The sequence below is a fragment of the Citrobacter braakii genome, from assembly GCF_002075345.1.
Taxonomy (GTDB): domain Bacteria; phylum Pseudomonadota; class Gammaproteobacteria; order Enterobacterales; family Enterobacteriaceae; genus Citrobacter; species Citrobacter braakii.
This window is the reverse complement of the sequence record NZ_NAEW01000003.1, coordinates 458,379-482,919: the sequence shown is the minus strand read 5'-3', so window position 1 is coordinate 482,919 and position 24,541 is coordinate 458,379. Positions and strand designations below refer to the sequence as shown.

The following is a 24,541-nucleotide window of genomic DNA, read 5'->3' as shown; positions in this document are numbered from 1 at the left end:
GCCAGGAGCAAGTATGACCATCAAAGTTATCGTCACCGATATGGACGGAACTTTTCTCGACGACGCCAAAAAATACGATCATGCACGTTTTATGGCGCAGTATCAGGAACTAAAAAAACGGGATATTGAATTTGTCGTGGCCAGCGGCAATCAGTATTACCAACTGATCTCCTTTTTCCCGGAACTCAAAGATGAGATCTCTTTTGTTGCCGAGAACGGGGCGTTAGTCTTTGAACATGGCAAACAGCTGTTTCACGGTGAGCTGACCCGCCACGAATCCCGCATTGTCATTGGCGAACTGCTCAAAGATACGCATCTCAACTTTGTGGCTTGTGGCCTGCAAAGCGCCTACGTTAGCGAAAATGCCCCCGAGTCCTTTGTCGCATTGATGTCAAAACACTACCATCGCCTGAAACCCGTGAAGGATTATCAGGACATCGATGATGTGCTGTTCAAGTTCTCGCTGAATTTACCGGATCAACAAATCCCATTAGTGATCGATCACCTTCATTCTGCCCTTGACGGTATAATGAAGCCCGTCACCAGCGGCTTTGGGTTTATCGACCTGATCATTCCAGGTTTGCATAAAGCCAACGGAATCAGCCGTCTGCTAAAGCGCTGGAACCTGTCCCCGCAAAACGTGGTCGCCATTGGCGATAGCGGCAATGACGCAGAAATGCTGAAAATGGCGCGCTACTCTTTCGCCATGGCCAACGCGGCAGAGAGTATCAAATCGATTGCCCGCTATCAGACCGACGACAATAACCATCAGGGCGCGCTGAACGTGATTCAGGCGGTGCTGGATAACACTTCCCCTTTTAATTGCTAATCCTGCCCAACCGGGGTATCCCCTTGCCCCGGTTTCCACGCTTTAACATGTTTCTCACACCATCAAATTTTAAACTTGCGTTAACTAAATTTTAACTTATATTATCACCTGTAAGTTAAACAAGTTTCGAATGAAAGTTAATGCGAGGTGGATATGGCTTTTACTTTTACCAGCGACACGTTGCCCACCGATCACAAAGCGGCAATCCGGCAGATGAAAAAGCAATTGCGTGAACAGCTTGGAGATGTTCAGTTGATTTTCAATCAGTTGAGCGAGGCCATTGCCAATCGCGTGGCGGAAATCAACGACCTCAAAGCGCAAGGCTCTCCGGTATGGCCTGTGTTGTCCTATGCGGATATCAAGGCGGGTCGCGTGAGTACTGAGCAGCGTGAAGAAATTAAGCGTCGCGGATGCGCGGTCATTAAAGGCCATTTCTCTCGCGAACAAGCCCTCGATTGGGATAGGTCAATGCTGGACTATCTGGACCGCAACCATTTTGACGACGTTTACCAAGGACCGGGTGATAATTTCTTTGGTACCCTGAGCGCATCGCGGCCTGAAATCTACCCCATCTACTGGTCCCAGGCGCAGATGCAGGCCCGTCAGAGTGAAGAAATGGCAAATGCGCAGTCATTTCTCAACCGTCTTTGGACATTTGCAGGCGAAGGTAAGCAATGGTTTAACCCGGATGTCAGCGTTATCTACCCCGACCGCATACGCCGTCGTCCACCGGGAACAACGTCCAAAGGGCTGGGCGCGCATACGGATTCCGGCGCGCTGGAACGCTGGCTTCTGCCGGCATATCAGCAGGTCTTTGCTAATGTTTTCAATGGTAAGCTGGAAGATTACGACCCGTGGCAGGCCGCGCATCGCACTGAAGTAGAAGAGTACACGGTGGATAACACCACCAAATGTTCAGTATTCCGTACCTTCCAGGGCTGGACTGCACTCTCCGATATGCTGCCAGGTCAGGGGTTGTTGCACGTGGTCCCTATCCCTGAAGCGATGGCCTGGGTACTGTTACGTCCATTGCTTGACGATGTGCCGGAAGATGAACTTTGCGGCGTTGCGCCCGGCAGAGTTCTGCCGATTTCTGCGCAATGGCATCCGCTGCTGATTGAAGCGTTAACCAGCATTCCGCAACTGGACGCCGGAGACTCCGTCTGGTGGCATTGCGATGTGATCCACTCCGTCGCGCCGGTAGAAAATCAGCAGGGTTGGGGCAACGTGATGTACATCCCTGCCGCACCGATGTGCGAAAAGAATCTGGCCTACGCCCATAAAGTGAAGGCCGCGCTGGAAAAAGGCGTATCGCCAGGTGATTTCCCACGCGAGGATTATGAAACTGACTGGGAAGGACGCTTCACGCTGGATGATTTGAATATCCACGGCAAGCGTGCGCTGGGGATTATTTAATCTATAACTTACACAAGTTTCCCTAAGTATTTCGCGTTACAGGAAGGCGGCCAGCCTGTAAATCCCCGCAAGCTTACACAAGTAAGTGACCGGGGTGTACAGGTGCAGCCAACACACCTGTAACACGAAAGACGACGGGAAAATTATTCGACGCCCTTGCTACGCAGGTAATCTTCGTAGTTACCGGTGAAGTCGATTACGCGTTCCGGCGTAATTTCAATCACGCGGGTTGCCAACGAACTGACGAACTCACGGTCGTGAGAAACGAAGATCAGCGTGCCCTGGTACATTTCCAGCGCCATGTTCAGCGATTCGATAGATTCCATATCCAGGTGGTTGGTCGGTTCATCCATTACCAGGATATTCGGCTTCTGCATCATCAGCTTACCGAACAGCATGCGTCCTTTTTCACCACCGGACAGCACTTTAGCAGGTTTCTTGATATCGTCCTGGCTGAACAGCAAGCGACCAAGGAAGCTACGTACTACCTGCTCATCGTCGCCTTCCTGTTTCCACTGACTCATCCACTCGAAGACCGTCAGATCGTTTTCGAATTCGTACTCGTGATCCTGCGCGTAGTAACCAACCTGGGCGTTTTCAGACCATTTCACAGTACCGTTATCCGGCTGTAATTCGCCGACCAGCGTTTTCAGCATGGTTGATTTACCCACGCCGTTGGCACCCAGAATGGCAATTTTCTCACCGACTTCCAGCAGCAGGTTAAAGTTTTTAAACAACGGACCTTCATCAAAACCTTTCGTCAGCGCTTCCACTTCAAGCGCGTTACGGAACAGTTTCTTATCCTGTTCGAAGCGGATGAACGGGTTCTGACGGCTGGACGCCTTCACTTCGTCAAGCTTGATCTTATCAATCTGACGCGCACGAGAAGTCGCCTGACGAGATTTAGATGCGTTGGCGCTAAAGCGGCTGACGAAGGATTGCAGATCGGCAATCTGCGCTTTCTTCTTGGCGTTATCGGCCAGCAGACGTTCACGCGCCTGAGTTGCCGCCGTCATATATTCGTCGTAGTTACCCGGATAAACACGCAGTTCGCCGTAGTCCAGATCCGCCATGTGCGTACAGACCATGTTCAGGAAGTGACGGTCGTGCGAAATGATGATCATGGTGCTGTCACGCTCGTTCAGCGTCTGCTCCAGCCAGCGGATGGTGTCGATATCCAGGTTGTTCGTTGGTTCGTCAAGCAGCAGAATATCCGGGTTAGAGAACAGCGCCTGTGCCAGAAGCACACGCAGCTTCCAGCCGGGGGCGACTTCGCTCATCGGGCCGTAATGCTGTTCTACCGGAATACCTACGCCCAGCAGCAGTTCACCCGCGCGCGCTTCCGCAGAGTAGCCGTCCATTTCGCCATACTGAACTTCAAGGTCAGCAACTTTATAGCCGTCTTCTTCGCTCATTTCGGCCAGGGCGTAAATGCGATCGCGCTCCTGCTTTACTTCCCACAGTTCACCGTGACCCATGATCACGGTGTCAAGCACGGTGAACTCTTCAAAGGCGAACTGATCCTGACGCAGCTTACCAATGCGCTCGTTCGGATCGAGGGAAACGTTGCCCAGCGTCGGTTCGAGGTCGCCGCCGAGAATTTTCATAAAAGTGGATTTACCGCTACCGTTCGCGCCAATCAGGCCGTAACGGTTGCCGCCGCCAAATTTGACGGAAATATTTTCAAACAGCGGCTTACTGCCGAACTGCATGGTGACGTTGCTGGAAACTAACACTGGCGTATCCTGAAAGAGAAAGAAATATGTGACTAACCGCTTATTATGCCATAAGTCTGCAATAAGATCGCGCCTTGATGCTGAAGGGATAAAGTGAAAGCAAAAGGAAAAAAATGTGATTTAGTACACATCCGAATTCCTTGTTGCTCAGATTGCACATATAATGCGTGCCCAACACTACATAAATCTCAACCCACTAGCCTGCCTGGCACTGAATCTCGCATACATGAACATGAATATGAAATTAACAACGCTTTTCGCGGCGGCACTCGCAATAGTTGGTTTTTGTAACACCGCTTCTGCCGTCACGTACCCGCTGCCTACCGATGGCAGCCGTTTGATCGGCCAAAACCAGGTCATCACTATTCCTGAAGGCAACACCCAACCGCTGGAGTATTTTGCGGCGGAGTATCAGATGGGTCTGTCTAATATGCTGGAAGCCAACCCGGGCGTGGATACCTTCCTGCCGAAGGGCGGCACCGTACTGAACATACCTCAGCAATTGATCCTGCCGGATACCGTGCATGAAGGTATTGTTATTAACAGCGCTGAAATGCGTCTGTACTACTACCCGAAAGGCACCAACACCGTTATTGTTCTGCCGATCGGTATTGGCCAGTTGGGCAAAGACACGCCAATCAACTGGACCACCAAAGTAGAACGTAAAAAAGCGGGCCCAACCTGGACGCCAACGGCAAAAATGCATGCGGAATACCGCGCTGCGGGCGAACCGCTGCCAGCTGTTGTTCCGGCAGGTCCGGATAACCCGATGGGCCTGTACGCGCTGTATATCGGTCGCCTGTACGCCATCCACGGCACCAATGCTAACTTCGGCGTCGGCTTACGCGTCAGCCACGGTTGCGTGCGTCTGCGTAACGACGACATCAAATTCCTGTTTGAAAATGTGCCGGTCGGCACCCGCGTACAGTTTATCGATGAGCCGGTAAAAGCCACGACTGAACCAGACGGCAGCCGTTACATCGAGGTACACAATCCACTGTCTACCACTGAAGCACAGTTCGAAGGCGGGGAAATCGTACCGATTACGCTGAACAAGAGCATTACCAGCATCACCGGTCAGTCTGACGTCGATCAGGCCGTCGTTGAGCAGGCGGTACAGAACCGTTCAGGTATGCCGGTTCGTCTGAACTAAGCATCAAAACTGTCATTTCGCCTTATCGGGCCTACTTAACCTGTAGGCCCGATAAGCGCCAGCCCTATCGGGCACAATCCTCACATCACCTGCAATAAACCATACCCTACCAGCGCCGCCCATATCAGCATCGGCACCGAATACCAATGAAAACGCCACCAGATCCGTCGATCGTTTGCCATCCGTAAAGCAATAAGATTCGCCAGCGATCCCGGCAACAACCCAAAACCGCCCACATTGACCGCCCAGGCCAGCAGCAGCGTTGGTGGGACGTAGTTCAGCAGCAAAATCGTGCTGGGAACATTACTGATAAACTGCGACAGGCCAATGGCCGTCAACCAAAGCCCCGGCGCTGAAAGCGTGCCAATCTGGTGGGTAATCTCCTGCAAGGCCGGGAGTTGCGTCAGCAAGTGCACATCAATGAACATCGCCATAAACACCAACAGCAGCGTCCAATCCACGCTGAGGATCACGCGGCGAGCCAGCACCATGAATCCTGCCGCAACGATCGCCAGGCCCCACAGCTCTTGTTTTAACTCCAGTGCCGCCAGGAAAATGATATACAGCCCCAGACAGCTCCACACCAGGCGTGGTTGCCAGTCAGGCGCGCGCGTACCGGTATGATAATGCAAATCTTTATACGGGAAACTGAACCAGCACAGCGCCACCAATGTCAGCATCATGGCCCCCGCAAGCGGCGCCATCTGCCAGGTAAACGCGGTAAACGATAAGCCGGAGCGTCCCCACATCAGAATGTTTTGCGGATTACCTATTGGCGTGAGCAACGAACCGGCGTTTACCGCCAGCGCCTCAAAGATAATCAGGCGATTTACAGGAATGGCGCACAATTTTTTCAGGGTGATCGTCAGCGGAACAACAATAAACAGCGCAACATCGTTGGTCAGAAACGTCGACAGCAGCGCCGCCGCCAGCACCATAAATATCGCCAATTGACGTTCAGTGTTGAAGCGCCGGATCATCTTGCGCCCTAACACATCGAAGTAACCGCTTAGCTCCACGCCTTTGGTCAGTAACATCAGGCCGCTAAGTGTAATGATCGTGTGCCAGTCTATCGCCCCCGGCCACGACCGTGGCGTAAACGGCACGAACAGGCTCAGTACAACCCCGACGATGATTAACAGCTGAAAAAAGCGATCGCGCTGTAAGGCGCGTAGTAAAGGAAAACTCATTCAGAGCCTGTGCCTTGCTGTTGCGTAAACCGGCTAAAAGCCTCCAGCGTTTCCTTACTGACGTGATGCTCCATTCCCTCCGCGTCGCGACGGGCAATTTCCGGGCTGATACCTAACATCAGCAGGAAATTCTCCACAATCTGGTGACGCTCCCGACTCTCCTGAGCCAGTCGTTCACCTTCTGCGGTTAAAAACACGCCCCGCCAGGGGATCATTTCAATCAACCCAACTGAAGCAAGACGCTTAAGCATTTTAGCAACCGTCGGCTGGGAAACCCCAAGCCGTGCGGCCATATCTACCTGGCGCGCTTCACCCACCTCAATAATGAGATCGGAAATCAGCTCTACGTAGTCATCAATCAGCTCACGGCGATGTGCCTCCCGGACCTGACGAAATCCTTCAACGTGTTCTTCGACATTCACCAATTGCGTCACTTTTTTTGTTGTTGGCATACCTGCGCGACGACTCATTCTGCTTCCTCGTTACTGTGACGCGTTAACGGCATCTGATTAGAGAACGCTCATTGTAAACCAGAGTTGCGTGGGCACAAAAAATTAACGTTTTAGCAATAGCTATATAATATAGCCTGTGCTATATCTGTATATAATAAAGACATCCCTCAAGGACTGATGGGATCGTGAAGTCAGGAGGTTTATATGAATGAATTTAAGAGGTGTATACGCGTGTTTAGCCACTCTCCCTTTAAAGTACGGTTAATGCTGATCTCTATGCTGTGCGACATGATTAACAGCAAACCAGAGCAGGATAAACCTGCAGATAAATAATGCGGCGTCGCGGTACGCCGCTTCATTTTCCTGCCGTAACTCGGATACGGTGATCGTTTTCGTGCCAATAACCCTTCTTTTTGTCAGTTTTGCCACGCCCCTCGCAAAACAATTTCTTAGTAGTAGTTGACCTTCTCTTGCACACACTCTATCTTTTCGCAGCCCTGCATATATTGCGGCTCGCGGATGCGGACCCTATCCCCCTTCTCGCTCTCTCAGGCAGGCAATGACCCTTAGCGCCAGGGTAAGCACATGGCGTTTTTGTAACAGTGGCATATGAATTTAACCCTCAAAGATTCAATCATTGCTCGTAGCCGGGCGATTAGTCCGTGGACTGGCCTCTATTTCTTACAGTCTCTGCTGATCAACCTTGCGCTGGGCTATCCGCTTAGCCTGCTCTATAGCGTTGCTTTCACCTGTATATTGATGCTGCTGTGGCGCAGCGCGCCGCGTGCGCAGAAAGTGCTGATTGGCATTTGCTCGCTGGTAGCGGCAATGTACTTCCCGTTTGGCCAGGCTTACGGTTCGCCGAACTTCAATACCTTGCTGGCGCTGCACTCAACCAATATGGAAGAGTCTACTGAAATCCTGACCATCTTCCCCTGGTACAGTTATCTGGTTGGGGTGTTTATTTTCGCCCTCGGTGTTATCGCCGTACGCCGTAAAAAAGAGGTGCAGCAGCGTAGCTGGAATAAGTTCGACAGCATTTGTTTGCTGTTCAGCGTTGTCGCGTTTTTTGTTACACCGGTGCAAAACCTGGCCTGGGGCGGCGTGTTCAAGCTGAAAGACACCGGCTATCCGGTTTTCCGCTTTGCCAAGGACGTTATCGTTAATAACAACGAAGTGCTCGACGAACAAGAGCGTATGGCGAAGCTGGCGAGCGTGAAAGACAGCTGGACGGTAACCGCCGTGAAGCCGAAGTATCATACCTACGTGGTGGTCATCGGCGAAAGCGCCCGCCGCGATGCGTTAGGTGCTTTTGGCGGTCACTGGGATAACACCCCGTTTGCCAGTTCCGTTAACGGCTACATCTTCGCGGATTACATCGCGGCAAGCGGTTCGACACAAAAATCACTCGGCCTGACGCTAAATCGGGTGGTCGACAATAAACCCCAGTTCCAGGATAACTTTGTCACTCTGGCCAACCGCGCGGGATTCCAGACGTGGTGGTTCTCCAATCAGGGACAGATTGGTGAATACGATACGGCCATCGCCAGCATTGCGAAGCGAGCTGATGAAGTTCAGTTCCTCAAAAGCGGTGATTTCGAAGCGGATAAAAATACCCGTGACGAAGCGTTGTTGAAGATGACCGCCCAGGTGCTGGCAACCGAGCGCACTCAGCCACAGCTTATCGTGCTGCATTTAATGGGCTCGCATCCGCAGGCCTGCGACCGTACGCAGGGTAAATACGAGACTTTCGTCCAGTCGAAAGAGACATCTTGCTATCTGTACACCATGACGCAGACGGATGACCTGCTGCGCCAGCTTTACGATCAGTTACGTAACAGCGGTAACAGCTTCTCGATGGTCTATTTCTCCGATCATGGCCTCGCGTTTAAAGAGCGGGGGAAAGAGGTGCAGTACCTGGCGCATGACGATCAGTTCCAGCAGAATTTCCAGGTACCATTTATGGTGCTGTCGAGCGATGATAAAGCGCACCGGGTGATTAAAGCCCGTCGCTCCGCCAATGATTTCCTCAGCTTTTTCTCGCAGTGGACGGGGATAAGCGCGAAGGAAATCACCAACAGCTATCGCTTTATTTCAGAGAAAAAGGCTGGCCCGGTGTATATCACCAACTTCAAATTGCAGAAGGTGGACTACAACCATCTGGGTACCGACATCTTTGAGACCAAATCTCGTTAATCTCTGAGTTGCGCACAAAAAAAATCCGCCCCGAGAGGCGGATTTTTTGTATCACCGAAGTGATTAGAAGCGGTAACCCACGCCAGCGATCCAGGTGCCAACGTCAACGCTACGAATACGGCTCTGCTCGTAGGAGAAGTCCAGAGCAACGTTTTCGATCGGGTTGAACTGCAGACCAGCACCGTAAGAGAAACCGTAGTCACTGGTGGTGTGGTTATCAGCCGGGGATGCTGCGTTCTGGAATTTACCGTAGCCAACACCCACTACACCGTAGATGCTTGCCCAGTCGTTCAGACGGTAAGCCGGACCAGCAGTGATGCCGTAGTACTGGGTTTTGTTGTAGTCGCCAGACGCATCGGTACGATCTTTTTCAGTGTAAGTGAAGGAACCGATAACACCCAGCGGGTTGCTGTCCTGCTCGTAGCGATACTTCAGGTTAAAACCGTTCATTTTGTTCGCTGCGCCCTGAGCATCGCTCTGAGCGTAACCACCGGTAACGGTAGAAGTCGCAGCTACAGCAGTACCTGCGGAGAAAGCCAGAACAGCGGCCAGTGCTGAAAGACATGCAATTTTTTTCATAACCACCTCAAATGTGCTTCAAGTAAATCCTAAGTTTTAAATATACCAAAAATTGATGGGAAACTCTTTGCGATTCGCGATGTCTAACGGGGTCTTTCATGTAACAGAACGTTTCAGAAACCCGCTATCTCTTTCAATTAACATCACTTTTCTAACCTAAAATGCCATTATTGCGCGCACAATATGGCACATTCATCCAGAATATTCCTAATCACACAGATTATTAATCCATCACTTTCATGCCATTGTACGGAACTGAGCAATTTTTTTTTCAACGAATACTCAACCAGCGGTGCGTATTTCCATTACACTCGCTGTTTTACTTTTCTATACATCACGTCATCCGTGTCGTAGCAAATTTGCAACGTCACGCAGATGAAGGCGTGTAATTATCATTTGACAGGAGAAAGGATGCCGGGGTCGTCACGTAAAGCGCCAGTCTGGTTGCCTATTTTGGTTTTGCTTATTGCTATGTCCTCCATTCAAAGCGGAGCATCTCTGGCAAAATCGCTATTCCCACTCGTCGGTGCGCCGGGCGTTACCGCATTGCGCCTTGCGCTGGGCACCCTCATCCTTATTGCCTTCTTTAAACCCTGGCGTTTGCGATTCGCCAAAGAACAACGCCTGCCGCTGCTGTTTTATGGTCTGTCTCTGGGCGGGATGAACTATCTCTTCTATCTGTCAATCCAGACCGTCCCGCTGGGAATTGCCGTAGCGCTGGAGTTCACCGGCCCGCTCGCGGTAGCACTGTTTTCATCCCGACGTCCGGTGGATTTCATTTGGGTTGCACTGGCTGTACTCGGGCTTTGGTTCCTGCTGCCGTTAGGTCAGGACGTTTCTCACGTGGATTTAACCGGTGCTGCGTTGGCGCTGGGCGCTGGCGCCTGCTGGGCAATCTATATTCTTACCGGGCAGCGTGCCGGCGCGGAACATGGTCCGGCGACCGTTGCGGTAGGGTCATTAATTGCGGCGCTGATTTTTGTACCCATCGGCGCGCTCCAGGCTGGGGATGCCTTGTGGCACTGGTCCATTCTGCCGTTAGGCCTGGCCATTGCGGTCCTCTCCACTGCGCTTCCCTACTCGCTGGAGATGATTGCGTTGACGCGGCTGCCAACACGCACTTTTGGTACTCTGATGAGTATGGAACCTGCACTGGCTGCGGTTTCAGGAATGATCTTCCTCGGTGAAACGCTGACGCTTGTCCAGACGCTCGCTCTGGGCGCCATTATTGTCGCATCAATGGGTTCGACGCTCACTATTCGCAAAGAGCCACAAATTAAGCAAGTTGATGTGAATTAACTACTTAATATTCTGCATGGTTTGCATAATCATGCAGAATATTCAATTGTAAATCTGCGTGATAATTATTCTAATAAATATAATTTTCTCATCTGCATATTTCTTGAAATTTTTACATTAACATAAAAATAACACACCTCCATTAATAACTATCATATCTATATGATTTTATTAGTTATTTCATATGCACCCCTCTCTTCACTATTAAAGTGATAGGTAACACCAGAAAAATAAATCCAAAATTCACGCTATACTTATTCCCGTTGAAGAGCTGGGACATAATTATCAAGAGGATATGAAAATATGAGTACCGCAAAACTGGTAAAAACAAAAGCATCTGCCCTCCTTTATACCCGCAACGATGTAACAGATAGCGAAAAGAAAGCGACCGTAGAGCTGCTGAATCAGCAAGTGATCCAGTTCATCGACCTGTCTTTGATCACCAAACAGGCTCACTGGAACATGCGCGGCGCGAACTTCATTGCTGTGCATGAAATGCTCGATGGCTTCCGTACTGCCCTGACCGACCACCTCGATACCATGGCTGAGCGCGCCGTACAGTTAGGCGGTGTGGCATTGGGTACCACCCAGGTTATTAACAGCAAAACGCCTCTGAAAAGCTATCCGCTGGATATCCATAGCGTACAGGACCACTTAAAAGAGCTGGCCGATCGTTATGCCGTCGTCGCTAACAGCGTCCGTAAAGCCATTAGCGAAGCAAAAGACGAAGATACAGCAGATATCTTCACCGCCGCTTCACGCGACCTCGACAAATTCCTGTGGTTTATCGAAGCCAACATTGAATAACAGCAGACATAAGAATTACCTATATAACCCTCGCCCTGGCGGGGGTTTTGCACATCTATGGTGCATGACATTGATCGTTCGTCACTCCAAAGTAAATTATTTGTAATAATCACTTCACACAATCGTTAACGAAAGATTGTTTTATCAACAATTTTTACGCTAAATAGTCATACCGTTTGCACTGTGTCAGGTACGCACCAAATGAGTGCCCCAAAACAGTGCAGATTGCCCACTTTGCCCTACTTATTGTGCAGAGAAACGAGACACCCTCTTGTTAAAACAATGAGTTGCAAAACTGGCACGATTTTTTCATTAAGCCATATGTTCTCGCAGGGGATCGCCCCGTGGATATAAAAGGAAATCCTATGAAGTCTGTATTAAAAGTCTCACTGGCTGCACTTACCCTGGCTTTTGCGGTGTCCTCCCATGCCGCAGATAAGAAACTGGTTGTCGCAACCGACACCGCATTTGTACCGTTCGAATTCAAACAGGGTGACAAATACGTTGGTTTTGATGTGGATCTGTGGGCTGCCGTGGCCAAAGAACTGAAGCTGGATTATGAACTGAAACCAATGGATTTCAGCGGCATCATCCCGGCTCTGCAAACCAAGAATATCGACCTGGCGCTGGCGGGTATCACCATCACTGATGAGCGTAAAAAAGCGATCGACTTCTCTGACGGCTACTACAAAAGCGGTCTGTTAGTGATGGTCAAAGCGAATAATAACGACGTGAAAAGCGTGAAAGATCTGGATGGTAAAGTCGTCGCTGTGAAGAGCGGCACGGGTTCCGTTGATTATGCGAAAGCTAACATCAAAACCAAAGATCTGCGTCAGTTCCCGAATATCGATAACGCATATATGGAACTGGGCACCAACCGCGCAGACGCCGTGCTGCACGACACGCCAAACATTCTTTACTTCATCAAAACCGCTGGCAACGGTCAGTTCAAAGCTGTAGGCGAATCCCTGGAAGCCCAGCAGTACGGTATCGCCTTCCCGAAAGGCAGCGATGAACTGCGTGAGAAAGTGAACGGCGCGCTGAAAACGCTGAAAGAGAACGGCACATACAACGAAATCTACAAAAAATGGTTCGGTACCGAACCTAAATAACAAGAACGTTCTGTAACGCCCGGTAGCGCCAGCGCCGCCGGGCCTGCAATTTTGAGTCATCGCGTAATGGCTCATTACTTTTCTCACCACGGTAACAGGAACGAAATATGCAGTTTGACTGGAGTGCCATCTGGCCCGCCATCCCGCTTTTGATTGAAGGCGCCAAAATGACCCTGTGGATCTCGGTCCTCGGTCTGGCAGGCGGTCTGATAATCGGGCTTGCAGCAGGGTTTGCGCGTACTTTCGGCGGTTGGATAGCCAACCACGTAGCGCTGGTGTTTATCGAAGTCATTCGCGGTACGCCAATCGTTGTGCAGGTGATGTTTATTTACTTTGCCCTGCCAATGGCATTTAACGATTTACGCATTGATCCCTTTAGCGCCGCCGTTGTCACCATCATGATCAACTCCGGCGCCTATATTGCGGAAATCACCCGCGGCGCGGTGCTCTCAATCCATAAAGGATTCAGCGAAGCCGGACTGGCGCTTGGGCTTTCACGTACAGAGACTATCCGCCACGTTATTTTACCTCTCGCGCTGCGTCGTATGCTGCCACCGCTGGGCAACCAGTGGATCATCAGCATTAAAGATACCTCGCTGTTTATTGTCATTGGCGTCGCTGAACTGACCCGTCAGGGCCAGGAAATCATTGCCGGTAACTTCCGCGCACTGGAAATCTGGAGCGCCGTTGCGGTGTTCTATCTGATCATTACGCTGGTGCTGAGCTTCATTCTGCGTCGTCTGGAAAGAAGGATGAAAATCCTGTGATTGAATTTAAAAACGTTTCTAAGCACTTTGGCCCAACCCAGGTGCTGCACAATATTGACCTGAACATTCAGCAGGGCGAAGTGGTGGTAATTATCGGGCCATCCGGGTCCGGCAAATCAACCCTGCTGCGCTGCATTAACAAACTGGAAGAGATAACCTCTGGCGATCTGATCGTCGACGGTCTGAAAGTAAACGATCCAAAGGTAGACGAGCGGTTAATCCGCCAGGAAGCCGGGATGGTGTTTCAGCAGTTCTACCTGTTCCCGCATCTGACGGCGCTGGAAAACGTCATGTTCGGACCGCAGCGCGTACGCGGGGCGAATAAAGAACAGGCCGAGAAACTGGCTAAAGAGCTGCTGGCGAAAGTAGGTCTGGCCGAGCGTGCGCATCACTACCCTTCTGAGCTGTCTGGCGGTCAACAGCAGCGTGTGGCGATCGCCCGTGCGCTGGCGGTGAAGCCGAAAATGATGCTGTTTGATGAGCCAACCTCAGCGCTGGACCCTGAACTGCGCCACGAAGTTCTGAAAGTTATGCAGGATCTGGCGGAGGAAGGGATGACCATGGTGATTGTGACCCACGAAATCGGCTTTGCCGAAAAAGTAGCTTCACGCCTGATTTTCATCGATAAGGGACGTATTGCCGAAGACGGTAATCCGCAGGCCCTGATTGAAAATCCGCCCAGCCAACGTTTACAGGAATTCTTGCAGCACGTTTCCTGATAGCTCTCCCTCCCTTCGCCTGAAGGGAGGTTTTTCACCAGAATCCTCTCATTTCATTTCTCCCCCGCCCTGACATCTATACTTATCCTTTTGAATTTATTTTCTCATGGGAGGAGTCATGCGCTGGATCCTGTTCATCTTTGTTTGTCTGGTGAGTCTCCCGACTCAGGCGGTGATGATACCTGGCGTCACTACGCCAACGTCAACCAACGCGCAAACCGCGCCGGCGAAAGAGCCGGATGTTGAACAGAAGAAAGCGGCCTACGGCGCACTGGCTGATGTGCTGGAAAATGACGCCTCGCGCCAGGAACTGATCGGTCAGTTACGCAAAGTGGCGACAGCGCCCCCTGCCGAACCGGTGCCAACCATTGTTCCGCCCACGTTAACGGAAGAAAAAACGGTGCTGGAAAACGTCACGGATGTCACCCGCCACTACGGTGAGGCGCTCTCCAGCCGCTTTGCTCAGCTTTACCGCAATATTACCGATGCACCACACAAGACCTTCAACCCGCAAACGTTCACCAATGCCCTGACCCATTTTTTAATGCTGGCGGCGTCAGTGTTCGGTTTTTTCTGGCTGCTTCGCCTGTGCGCGCTGCCGCTGTATCGCAAAATGGGGCAATGGGCACGACGGAAAAACCGCAAACGCAGCAACTGGCTCCAGCTTCCGGCAATGATCGTCGGCGCATTCATTATCGATTTGCTTCTGCTGGCGCTGACTTTGTTTGTCGGGCAGATACTGAGCGACAGAATGAACGCCGGTAGCCGCACTATCGCCTTTCAGCAAAGCCTGTTTCTTAATGCCTTTGCGCTAATTGAGTTCTTCAAAGCCATTCTACGCCTGATATTTTGCCCAACGGTGGCCGAACTGCGCCCGTTTAACATTCAGGATGCCGGTGCGCGCTACTGGAATCGCCGTTTAAGTTCATTGAGCAGCCTGATTGGATACGGACTTATCGTTGCCGTTCCCATTATCTCGAATCAGGTCAACGTGCAGGTCGGCGCGATGGCAAACGTCATCATCATGCTGTGTATCACGCTATGGGCGCTGTACCTGATTTTCAGAAACAAGAAAGAGATAACGCAGCATTTGCTGAATCTGGCGGAAAGATCGTTAGCGTTTTTCAGCCTGTTTATCCGCGCCTTTGCGCTGGTATGGCATTGGCTGGCCAGCGCCTACTTCATTGTGCTGTTTTTCTTCTCGCTGTTTGATCCGGGCAACAGCCTGAAATTCATGATGGGCGCTACGCTGCGCAGCCTGGTGATCATTGGAATCGCCGCTTTTGTTTCCGGCATGTTTTCCCGCTGGATAGCCAAAACTATTACCCTTTCTCCACACACCCAGCGCAGCTATCCGGAATTACAAAAACGGTTGAATGGCTGGCTGTCGACGGCGTTAAGCGTGGCCAGGATCCTGACGGTGTGCGTCGCGGTAATGCTGCTACTGAATGCCTGGGGATTGTTCGACTTCTGGAACTGGCTGCATTACGGCGCAGGAGAAAAAACGGTGGATATCCTGATCCGTATCGCACTGATTTTATTCTTCTCCGCCATCGGCTGGACGATCCTTGCCAGCCTGATTGAAAATCGTCTGGCTTCCGATATTCACGGCCGCCCGCTCCCCAGCGCCCGTACCCGCACCCTGCTGACGCTGTTTCGCAACGCGCTGGCGGTGATCATCAGCACGATCACCATCATGATTGTGCTATCCGAAATTGGCGTCAATATCGCGCCCTTACTGGCCGGGGCCGGGGCGCTGGGGCTGGCTATCTCTTTCGGCTCGCAAACGCTGGTAAAAGATATTATTACCGGGATCTTTATTCAGTTCGAAAATGGCATGAACACCGGCGACCTGGTGACCATCGGTCCACTCACCGGTACGGTTGAACGGATGTCCATCCGCTCTGTGGGCGTCCGTCAGGACACCGGGGCGTACCATATCATTCCCTGGTCATCGATAACGACCTTCGCCAACTTTGTGCGCGGGATTGGATCGGTCGTCGCCAATTACGACGTAGACCGCCATGAGGATGCAGATAAAGCGAATCAGGCGTTGAAAGACGCTGTGGCTGCGGTGATGGAACAGGACGATATTCGCGGGCTGATTATTGGCGAACCGTCGTTTGCCGGGATTGTGGGCTTAACCAATACGGCCTTCACGCTACGGGTCTCATTTACCACATTACCGCTGAAACAGTGGACGGTACGTTTCGCGCTCGACAGCCAGGTGAAGAAATACTTCGATCTGGCCAACGTACGCGCGCCGGTACAGACGTATCAGGTTTTGCCTGCGCCGGTGAATGGCCCTGCGTCGGCAGCAAGCGAACCGCTGCCGCCAACCGAGCCAACGCTTTAGCGTTTACGCGCCATAAAACGGCGACGCTGATCGTTATCCATAAAGGTCCAGGCAATAAAGCGACTCTGCTTTTGCCCCTGGGCCATCTCTTTCTTAACCACTTTCACCGCGCCCGCATCCGTTAACGCGTGGTACAGCGGTGGCAAATTCTCACCGCGCGAAACCAGCGTGGTGAACCACATCACCTGACGGCCAAAGGCCTGGCTTTCGGCGATCATTTTTTTGATGAACGCCACTTCACCGCCTTCACACCACAGCTCCTGCTGCTGCCCGCCAAAGTTCAGCGCATCATCTTTATCCTGCCCCAGATTACGACGTTTGCGCTCGCTTCCGGCGCGGGCTGAAGCCGCAGAATCATGGAATGGCGGGTTACACAATGTGGCTTCATATTGCTCATTCTTGTGAATGACACCGTTGAAGATTGCCGTAGCATCTTTCTGGCGACGCAGACGAATAGCACGAGTTAACCCCGGATTGGCATTTACGATCGCCTGAGCGCTGTTAAACGCTTCGCTACTGGTCTCACTACCGGTGAATCGCCAGCCATATTCATGCACGCCGATCAACGGATAAATACAGTTTGCCCCAACTCCCACGTCCAGCACGCTCGCATTTGCCGGAATGGTTCCGCTGGTTTCACCTAACAGGTCGGCCAGATGGTGAATGTAGTCAGCGCGACCAGGAACCGGCGGGCACAGAAAACCGTCTGGAATATCCCAGTTTTTCACCGCATAAAAATGCGCCAGCAGTGCTTTATTGAGCGCCTTCACTGCCTGCGGATTCGCAAAATCAACACTCTGCTCGCCGCCAGGCGTGAGGGTGAGAAATTGCGTCAACTCGGGTGTAACCTGGCATAAAGTCGCAAGATCATAACGGCCATTGTGGCGGTTGCGTGGGTGTAATCCCGGTTTCTGGGGGGGCATAGCATTCTCCTTTTAACAGCGGCGTAAGATACCCGCATAACGCCACGCGGTAAACACACAGCAAGGAAATTTGCTTTTTTTATACCTATTTGATGGCTTGCGGATTGTTCAAAAAACAGACAGCTCATCACCAGTTTTTTGCGGTAAATGTCATCCGCTGACGGCCTAAACTTATCAGGCACGACCTGTTGTTTCTCAGAGGATATCACCATGAAGAAATGCCTCACATTCCTTGCCGCTACCGTACTGACCGGCATGACATTTGCGTCCTTTGCTGCACAGCCCTACACCAGCCCTCAAACCGGCCAGCTACAAGCTTCCGGCACTGTTTTCGCTACCGGAGCTTCTAACCTGAGCGATCTCGAAGACAAGCTGGCAGAGAAAGCGAAAGAGCAAGGCGCAAAAGGCTTTGTCGTCAATTCTGCGGGCGGTAAAAACCAGATGTACGGCAGCGCAACTATCTATAAGTAGTCCCTCACCTTAGCCCAACTGCATTCACCCCGAATGCAGTTTGCTACCTACTGTTCACGTCGTTCACCGCTCAAATTGTAATCATCGTGTAGCAATTTTGAGTTCAATGTAAATAAATGTATTTATTTTTGAATTAATGAATGCTAAAACGTCGCACTGATTAGCAATGCTTATCAAAATCATTATCAATTACACGTTCACTCCCGCGAGGCCTGCAGGGTATAACATCCACAGAGATGTCCCTTCGCGCGAGTGAAACCGTCTACTCAAAAAATAATAAGTCACTCACTAACATGGATAAAAATCGCAATTTGCCTGCCAGTAGTTTTCATTCACTGACTTTTTTTGCTGGTCTGTGTATTGGCCTGTCTCCGGTAGCTCAGGCTGTCGCCGCGGGCGATCAAGATAAAAAACAAGAAGATACGCTGGTTGTTGAAGCGGCCAAACCTTCTCTATACGCCCCAACGCAGTCTGCCGACCCTAAGTTCTCCCGCCCGGTAGCGGATACAACCCGCACCATGACAGTGATTTCTGAGCAGGTGATTAAGGATCAAGGTGCAACCAATCTGACCGATGCGCTGAAAAACGTACCGGGTGTTGGCGCGTTTTTCGCCGGTGAGAACGGTAACTCCACTACCGGTGACGCGGTGTACATGCGTGGTGCGGATACCTCGAACAGTATTTATATCGACGGTATCCGAGATATTGGCAGCGTTACGCGCGACACTTTCAATACCGAACAGGTTGAAGTGATCAAAGGCCCCTCCGGCACCGACTATGGCCGTAGCGCGCCAACGGGCTCCATCAATATGATCAGCAAACAGCCGCGCACTGACTCAGGGATCGATGCCTCGGCCAGCGTCGGTAGCGCCTGGTTCCGCCGTGGTACGCTGGACATTAACCAGGTCATCGGCGAGACCACCGCTGCACGGTTAAACCTGATGGGTGAAAAAACGCATGATGCCGGTCGCGATAACGTTAAGAATGAACGTTATGGTGTGGCCCCCTCCCTCGCCTTTGGCTTAGGCACTGAGAACCGACTGTATCTGAACTATCTGCATGTCACCCAGCACAACACCCCGGATGGTGGTGTCCCCACCATCGGTCTGCCGGGATATTCCGCGCCTTCCGCGGGGACTGCTGCACTGAATCAGTCAGGAAAAGTGGATACGCATAACTTCTACGGTACCAACTCGGATTACGACGATTCAACGACCGATACCGCAACGATGCGTTTTGAACATGACCTGAACGACAGCACCACTATTCGCAACACCACCCGCTGGTCACGCATTAAGCAGGATTATCTGATGACGGCGGTGATGGGCGGCGCGACTAACATCACTCAACCCTCCAGCAGCGTCGACACCTGGACCTGGTCACGCCTGGCAAATACCAAAGATGTCAGCAATAAGATCCTGACCAACCAGACCAACCTGACCTCAAAATTTTACACGGGAGCCATCGGTCACGACATCAGCACCGGCGTGGAGCTAACGCGTGAAACGCAAACCAACTATGGTGTAAACCCGATCACCCCGCCGCCGGTAAATATCTATCACCCCAACAGCAATGTGAATATCGACGGATTGTCTCGTAACGGCGCTAATGCTAACGGGCAAACCGATACCTTCGGTGTATACGCCTTTGATACGCTACAGATTACCCGTGAGTTTGAACTAAACGGTGGTATTCGCCTCGACAATTACCGCACGGAATATGACAGCGCCACCGCTTGCGGCGCTTCTGGTCGCGGCGCGGTCGCGTGTCCGACAGGCGTGGCGAAAGGTTCTCCGGTCACCACCGTGGATACTGCCAAATCAGGCAATCTGGTGAACTGGAAAGCGGGCGCGCTGTATCACCTGACCGATAACGGTAACGTTTACATTAACTACGCCGTTTCTCAGCAACCGCCGGGCGGCAGCAACTTTGCCCTCGCTCAGGGCGGAAGCGGTAACAGTGCGAACCGTACCGATTTCAAACCGCAGAAAGCGAAAACCAGCGAGATCGGCACCAAATGGGAGGTGCTGGATAAGCGCCTGCTGTTAACTGCCGCGATTTTCCGTACGGATATTGAGAACGAAGTTGAGCAGAACGACGACGGCACATATTCCCAGTACGGGGAGAAGCGCGTTGAAGGTTACGAACTCTCGGTAGCAGGGAACATCACTCCCGCATGGCAGGTTATTGGGGGTTACACCCAGCAGCGCGCGGCGATCCACAGCGGCAAAAACGTTGCTCAGGATGGTTCTTCATCTCTGCCGTATACGCCAGAACATGCGTTCACGCTGTGGAACCAGTACCAGGCTACCGATAATATTTCCGTTGGCGCGGGCGCTCGCTACGTGGGCAGTATGCATCGCGGTTCCGACGGGGCCGTGGGTACGCCATCCTACACCGAAGGTTACTGGGTCGCCGACGCGAAACTGGGTTATCGCGTGAATCGCAATCTCGATTTCCAGTTGAACGTCTATAACCTGTTCGACACCGATTATGTATCCTCCATTAACAAGAGCGGATACCGTTACCATCCGGGTGAGCCAAGAACCTTCCTGATCACGGCAAATATGCATTTCTGATCTTTTACGTGGGGCGTAAGCCCCACTTTCAGGAGAAACACTGATGATGTATCACATTCCCGGCATTCTGTCGGCGCAGGATGTCGCCTGGTTTCGCGAACAACTGGACGCTGCCGACTGGGTTGATGGCCGCGCAACCACCGGCGCTCAGGGCGCGCAGGTTAAAAACAACCAGCAGGTGAATACGCAAAGTGAGCGTTACGGCGTTTTACAACAGGCGGTACAAAACGCGGTGAACAACAGCGCGTTATTCTTCGCCGCTGCATTACCGAAAACGCTCTCCACACCGCTGTTCAATCGCTACCAGGACAACGAGACCTACGGTTTTCACGTTGACGGCGCGGTGCGTAGTCATCCGGAAAACGGCTGGATGCGCACAGATCTTTCCGCCACCTTATTCCTGAGTAATCCTGACGATTATGAGGGAGGAGAGCTGCTGGTCAATGACACCTACGGCCAGCATGCGGTAAAACTTCCGGCAGGCGATCTGGTACTTTACCCTTCCAGCAGCCTGCACTGCGTTACGCCGGTGACCCGTGGGGTTCGGGTGGCATCCTTTATGTGGATCCAGTCGATGATCCGGGACGATAAAAATCGCGCCATGCTTTTTGAACTGGATAAAAACATCCAGTCCCTGAAGACACGTCATGGGGAGAGTAGCGAGATCCTGTCGCTTCTCAATCTCTACCATAACCTGCTGCGCGAATGGTCTGAAATCTGATACCGCTGACGCGTGGTCGTTTTTCAGCCATCACATTCGCTATACTTATTCTGTAGACATCAGCAGGAGGTAGGTATGGCATCCGGATGGGCAAATGACGACGCTGTTAACGAACAGATCAACAATACTATTGAAGATGCTGTTGCCCGCGCCCGCGGTGAGTTACCGACGGGGGAAAGTCTGTATGAATGCGAAGAATGTGGCAATCCAATCCCTCAGGCCAGACGGGAGGCCGTGCCCGGCGTACGCTTGTGCATCACATGCCAGCAGGATAAAGATTCACATAGCGCAGCATTTTCAGGATATAATCGCAGAGGTTCGAAAGACAGCCAGCTACGTTGACTTATCTTTACCGAAAGTTTCAGCGCATACGATTTCCTTTACGAGCACGCTTTTTTGCACTCTGTGTAGCAAAATGTGCCGTTGTCGGTTTCTCTGTAAAGCGCAATGACAAGAACTGTAAATCCCTCTTTCGAATTTATTAATATTCAATAAGTTATTTGTCATTCAATTTTTTTGATTGATGTCGTCAATTCTATTCGATTTTATCTCGCATAAAAAAACGTGATACTTCTCACATCGACGAAACAACGTCTTCTTAAAGAACACTGACTAACAGAACAAACCTGCGAGAAATTAATCATGAAAAATATCAAATTTGCTGTTGCCGCCATCGCTCTGTCTACCCTGTCATTTGGCGTTTTTGCTGCCGAGCCAGTTTCCTCTACTCAGGCGCAAAACATGAACAAAATTGGTGTGGTATCTGCTGACGGCGCCACCACGCTGGACGGCCTGGAAGCAAAACTGGCTGAAAAAGCGACTGCTGCTGGCGCAACGGGTTACAGCATCACTTCCGCTATCGGCAAAGACAAAATGAGCGGCACCGCGGTTATCTATAAATAACCGAAAGATTACCTGTACGACCCAATGCTCCAACCCTCATTGACCCTGTTTGTTACCCTTTGTTTGCCCGTCCGCCACTGGACGGGCTTTTTTTTGCTTAGTGTTCCAGTCGTTGACGGAATTCCTGCAACACGGCGTCTGGCATCCCTATGTGCAACGCCGCCTCGCAAATCGCCTGCCAGCTTCCGGCATCCAGCGGAATACCTTGCTCCAGCCGTTCTTCACGAGTATTCACCTCCCACTCCCCTGGCAACAGGATCGGGGCATCTTCAGCATGGGGGGACGCTTTCACCCACTTAGCAAATGCCGCGACCTGGTTGTCGCAGTCCGGCGCGCCAAACAGTTCCGGATTCATAATGATGGTCGTCATACAGTTAATGATGGCGTCCGCGCTGGTCTGCAGGCTCTCTTCATGTGTGGTTTTACCACCAGAAAGCGCTCCCCCCATAATTTCGCACATTGCCGCCAGCGCATAACCTTTGTGTTGGGCGAAGGTCAGCAACGACCCCAGCGGAGAGACCTGCATTACGGCAGGATCGGTTGTGGGTACCCCATTAGCATCAATCAGGCATCCCGGAGCCACCAGCTCGCCCTTGTGCCATGCCACACGGGTTTTGCCAAACGCGATGGCGCTGGTTGCATAGTCCAGCAACAACGGGAACGTATTTTTACGCGGGAACACCACGCAGAAGGGGTTGGTGCCAAATCGACTATTGCGGCCATGAAAAGGTGCGACCATCGGGATCCCTACCACATTCACAAAGTGCACCGAAACAAAACCCGCCGCCGCACATTGCTCCGCCCAGTAGCCAATGCGTCCAATATGGTGCGAATTATGTAATGCCACGGCAGCGATACCGTACTGGCGCGCTTTTTCGATCCCAAGCGTAATTGCCTCGTGGGCCGCCACCTGACCAAATGCGCAGTCGCCGTCAAGCGTAATCACCGCTCCCGCATCGTTGACCACTTTGGCATGGCGGTTGATCTGCAGGTGTCCCTGCGAAAATGAGCGAATATAGCTTGGGATCATGCCGATACCGTGGGAGTCGTGGCCGGCGAGGTTAGAGGCTATCAGATGATCGGCCACCAGCCGCGCCTCCAGTTCATTGCTTCCCATCTGGTGAAAAACGGCCTGGATAAAGGCGTGCAGCGTTGGCACATGGAAGCGATGTCCACTGTTCATTGTTATCTCCTGTTGTGTCGCGTGTTGATTGTGGTTCTTATTTTTCAACAAACTATGCTGCGCCACAGCGCTCAGGAGATCAATAAACGTGCAGAAATTTCACGTTGCCGGAAGGCGTGAAGCGACGGGCCAGGCAAATGACCCGTCGGGAGAAAGAAAAATCAGAAGCTTTGCTCGACGCGGTCAAGTCCTTCAGCCAGCGTCGCGGATTCACCGGTTGCTACCAGGCAGCAGGCCATCTGGATTTTCAGCGATGCCGGAACCGGCTCACTGCCCGCCAGACAACGCTCAATCCAGCGCGCGGTAGTTTCCGGGTCTTTAGCCACCGGCAGTGGGACCGGCTCATCGGGCATCTCGCTCTGCCGGTCCTGTAGCACTCGCACGCCGGACGAATCTATCAGGCTTATCTGCGGGCAGCGCTGCGGGTTGGCGTACACTTCACCCTCGGTACCGTGCATCAACAGGGCACGCCCACCGATATCGCCGAAAAATTTCGCCACGCGCGATACGTATTCCGGGTGGGAAACGCTGGAAAGACGCAGCGCGGCATCTTCGGCAAACGGCGTGGCTAATTTAGCCAGCGTATGCGCACTGTTACGCACGCCCATTCGCCAGCGCATCGCCAGCTGTTTTTCCAGCGGAGGACACAGCGCACTCACCGGGATAAACACCGGCTCATGACCATCCAGCTTTGCCTGCGCCTGCCCGGCATGCAGCGTCGGCGCAATCCCCATCAGTTCGAAAATGGTTTCAGTCAGCACGCGGGTTGGATCCTCGCTGACACCGTGCACCACCACCGGGAAGCCCAGCTTATGCAGTAAAATCGCCAGCAGCGGAGTCAAATTTGCCTGCTTGCGCGCGCCATTGTAGCTGGGAATGACAATCGGCATGGGTTTGGCCACTGGCGGAGTCAGGCGAATGGTGTGGTTCTGCATCGCTTCGTAAAAGCCCAGCATCTCCGCTTCGCCTTCGCCTTTAATACGCAGCGCAATCAGTACACCGCCCATCTCAAGATCGGGCACTTCGCCGTTCATCATATGGGTATACAGTCCGCGAGCGGTATCCTTATCCAGGTCACGCGCGTGATTTTTTCCTCGCCCAATCTCTTTGATGATTTTGCGGTAATCCATCGATAACTCCTTGCCTGTTG

General features: G+C 52.0%; 23 protein-coding genes. 16 read left to right on the top strand and 7 right to left on the bottom strand.

Going from position 1 to position 24,541, the window contains the following annotated elements; translation table 11 throughout:
* Positions 1 to 13 precede the first annotated feature (13 nt).
* Positions 14 to 829, top strand: coding sequence for a Cof-type HAD-IIB family hydrolase (locus BZK42_RS09505; RefSeq protein ID WP_016156075.1), 816 nt, complete (start codon positions 14 to 16; stop codon positions 827 to 829).
* A 153-nt stretch (positions 830 to 982) separates the two neighbouring features.
* Entirely contained in the window at positions 983 to 2,245 is a 1,263-nt protein-coding gene (locus BZK42_RS09500; protein ID WP_080859040.1) for a DUF1479 domain-containing protein, read from the top strand.
* A gap of 143 nt (positions 2,246 to 2,388) precedes the next feature.
* Here the strand turns inward: BZK42_RS09500 and BZK42_RS09495 are convergent, their stop codons facing one another.
* A complete protein-coding gene (locus tag BZK42_RS09495) occupies positions 2,389 to 3,981 on the bottom strand; it encodes an ABC-F family ATPase (protein WP_016156073.1) in 1,593 nt (530 codons plus the stop codon).
* Positions 3,982 to 4,213: 232 nt separating this feature from the next.
* Between BZK42_RS09495 and ldtB the strand changes: the two genes are divergently transcribed.
* A complete protein-coding gene (gene ldtB / locus BZK42_RS09490) occupies positions 4,214 to 5,134 on the top strand; it encodes a L,D-transpeptidase (RefSeq protein WP_003035268.1) in 921 nt (306 codons plus the stop codon).
* Between the two features lie 80 nt (positions 5,135 to 5,214).
* Here ldtB and BZK42_RS09485 read toward each other — a convergent pair whose 3' ends face one another.
* Positions 5,215 to 6,324, bottom strand: a complete 1,110-nt coding sequence (locus BZK42_RS09485; RefSeq protein WP_047359430.1) for an anion transporter — start codon at positions 6,322 to 6,324, stop codon at positions 5,215 to 5,217.
* The gene (gene mntR, locus BZK42_RS09480) at positions 6,321 to 6,794 is read right to left on the bottom strand and encodes a manganese-binding transcriptional regulator MntR (protein ID WP_003831586.1); all 474 of its coding nucleotides are present in this window, start codon (positions 6,792 to 6,794) and stop codon (positions 6,321 to 6,323) included. Before mntR ends, BZK42_RS09485 begins: the two co-directional genes overlap by 4 nt.
* A 186-nt stretch (positions 6,795 to 6,980) precedes the next feature.
* Between mntR and mntS the strand changes: the two genes are divergently transcribed.
* Both mntS and BZK42_RS09470 read left to right on the top strand, forming a co-directional pair.
* Positions 6,981 to 7,109: a manganase accumulation protein MntS gene (gene mntS / locus BZK42_RS09475; RefSeq protein ID WP_016152374.1), complete on the top strand. Its 129-nt coding sequence runs from the start codon at positions 6,981 to 6,983 to the stop codon at positions 7,107 to 7,109.
* A 276-nt stretch (positions 7,110 to 7,385) separates the two neighbouring features.
* Positions 7,386 to 8,972, top strand: a complete 1,587-nt coding sequence (locus tag BZK42_RS09470) for a phosphoethanolamine transferase (protein WP_016156070.1) — start codon at positions 7,386 to 7,388, stop codon at positions 8,970 to 8,972.
* Between the two features lie 63 nt (positions 8,973 to 9,035).
* On the opposite strand, the gene ompX is transcribed toward BZK42_RS09470, so the two are convergent.
* Entirely contained in the window at positions 9,036 to 9,551 is a 516-nt protein-coding gene (gene ompX, locus BZK42_RS09465) for an outer membrane protein OmpX (RefSeq protein ID WP_016152372.1), read from the bottom strand.
* A gap of 411 nt (positions 9,552 to 9,962) precedes the next feature.
* Here ompX and rhtA point away from each other — a divergent pair, with 411 nt between their 5' ends.
* The 6 genes from rhtA to ybiO all read left to right on the top strand — a co-directional run bounded on the left by rhtA (position 9,963) and on the right by ybiO (position 16,611).
* Positions 9,963 to 10,850, top strand: a complete 888-nt coding sequence (gene rhtA / locus BZK42_RS09460) for a threonine/homoserine exporter RhtA (RefSeq protein ID WP_016156069.1) — start codon at positions 9,963 to 9,965, stop codon at positions 10,848 to 10,850.
* 303 nt (positions 10,851 to 11,153) lie between these two features.
* On the top strand, positions 11,154 to 11,657 hold the full coding sequence (gene dps, locus BZK42_RS09455) for a DNA starvation/stationary phase protection protein Dps (protein WP_006685362.1): 504 nt from the start codon (positions 11,154 to 11,156) through the stop codon (positions 11,655 to 11,657).
* Between the two features lie 365 nt (positions 11,658 to 12,022).
* Entirely contained in the window at positions 12,023 to 12,769 is a 747-nt protein-coding gene (gene glnH, locus BZK42_RS09450) for a glutamine ABC transporter substrate-binding protein GlnH (RefSeq protein ID WP_016152370.1), read from the top strand.
* Between the two features lie 107 nt (positions 12,770 to 12,876).
* On the top strand, positions 12,877 to 13,536 hold the full coding sequence (gene glnP / locus BZK42_RS09445) for a glutamine ABC transporter permease GlnP (RefSeq protein ID WP_003035248.1): 660 nt from the start codon (positions 12,877 to 12,879) through the stop codon (positions 13,534 to 13,536).
* On the top strand, positions 13,533 to 14,255 hold the full coding sequence (glnQ, locus tag BZK42_RS09440) for a glutamine ABC transporter ATP-binding protein GlnQ (protein WP_003035246.1): 723 nt from the start codon (positions 13,533 to 13,535) through the stop codon (positions 14,253 to 14,255). Before glnP ends, glnQ begins: the two co-directional genes overlap by 4 nt.
* Positions 14,256 to 14,373: 118 nt before the next feature.
* Complete coding sequence (ybiO, locus tag BZK42_RS09435) at positions 14,374 to 16,611, top strand: mechanosensitive channel protein (protein WP_080859039.1); 2,238 nt, start codon at positions 14,374 to 14,376, stop codon at positions 16,609 to 16,611.
* Here the strand turns inward: ybiO and rlmF are convergent.
* On the bottom strand, positions 16,608 to 17,534 hold the full coding sequence (gene rlmF, locus BZK42_RS09430; RefSeq protein ID WP_080859038.1) for a 23S rRNA (adenine(1618)-N(6))-methyltransferase RlmF: 927 nt from the start codon (positions 17,532 to 17,534) through the stop codon (positions 16,608 to 16,610). The two genes, ybiO and rlmF, sit on opposite strands and share 4 nt — an antisense overlap.
* A gap of 210 nt (positions 17,535 to 17,744) precedes the next feature.
* Here rlmF and mcbA point away from each other — a divergent pair, with 210 nt between their 5' ends.
* From mcbA to ybiJ, 5 genes are all read left to right on the top strand, one after another.
* Positions 17,745 to 18,005 (top strand): DUF1471 family periplasmic protein McbA, encoded by a 261-nt coding sequence (gene mcbA / locus BZK42_RS09425; protein ID WP_016152367.1) that lies wholly within the window; start codon positions 17,745 to 17,747, stop codon positions 18,003 to 18,005.
* Positions 18,006 to 18,298: 293 nt separating this feature from the next.
* The gene (locus tag BZK42_RS09420; RefSeq protein ID WP_080859066.1) at positions 18,299 to 20,584 is read left to right on the top strand and encodes a catecholate siderophore receptor Fiu; all 2,286 of its coding nucleotides are present in this window, start codon (positions 18,299 to 18,301) and stop codon (positions 20,582 to 20,584) included.
* Between the two features lie 43 nt (positions 20,585 to 20,627).
* A complete protein-coding gene (gene ybiX, locus BZK42_RS09415) occupies positions 20,628 to 21,305 on the top strand; it encodes a PKHD-type hydroxylase YbiX (RefSeq protein WP_016152365.1) in 678 nt (225 codons plus the stop codon).
* 75 nt (positions 21,306 to 21,380) lie between these two features.
* Complete coding sequence (locus BZK42_RS09410) at positions 21,381 to 21,647, top strand: DksA/TraR family C4-type zinc finger protein (RefSeq protein ID WP_003035233.1); 267 nt, start codon at positions 21,381 to 21,383, stop codon at positions 21,645 to 21,647.
* Between the two features lie 300 nt (positions 21,648 to 21,947).
* Entirely contained in the window at positions 21,948 to 22,208 is a 261-nt protein-coding gene (gene ybiJ, locus BZK42_RS09405; protein WP_016152363.1) for a DUF1471 family protein YbiJ, read from the top strand.
* Between the two features lie 97 nt (positions 22,209 to 22,305).
* On the opposite strand, the gene BZK42_RS09400 is transcribed toward ybiJ, so the two are convergent.
* Together BZK42_RS09400 and ybiB are read right to left on the bottom strand one after the other, a co-directional pair.
* Positions 22,306 to 23,391 (bottom strand): malate/lactate/ureidoglycolate dehydrogenase, encoded by a 1,086-nt coding sequence (locus BZK42_RS09400; protein ID WP_080859037.1) that lies wholly within the window; start codon positions 23,389 to 23,391, stop codon positions 22,306 to 22,308.
* Positions 23,392 to 23,552: 161 nt separating this feature from the next.
* On the bottom strand, positions 23,553 to 24,521 hold the full coding sequence (ybiB, locus tag BZK42_RS09395) for a DNA-binding protein YbiB (RefSeq protein WP_046274638.1): 969 nt from the start codon (positions 24,519 to 24,521) through the stop codon (positions 23,553 to 23,555).
* Positions 24,522 to 24,541 lie beyond the last annotated feature (20 nt).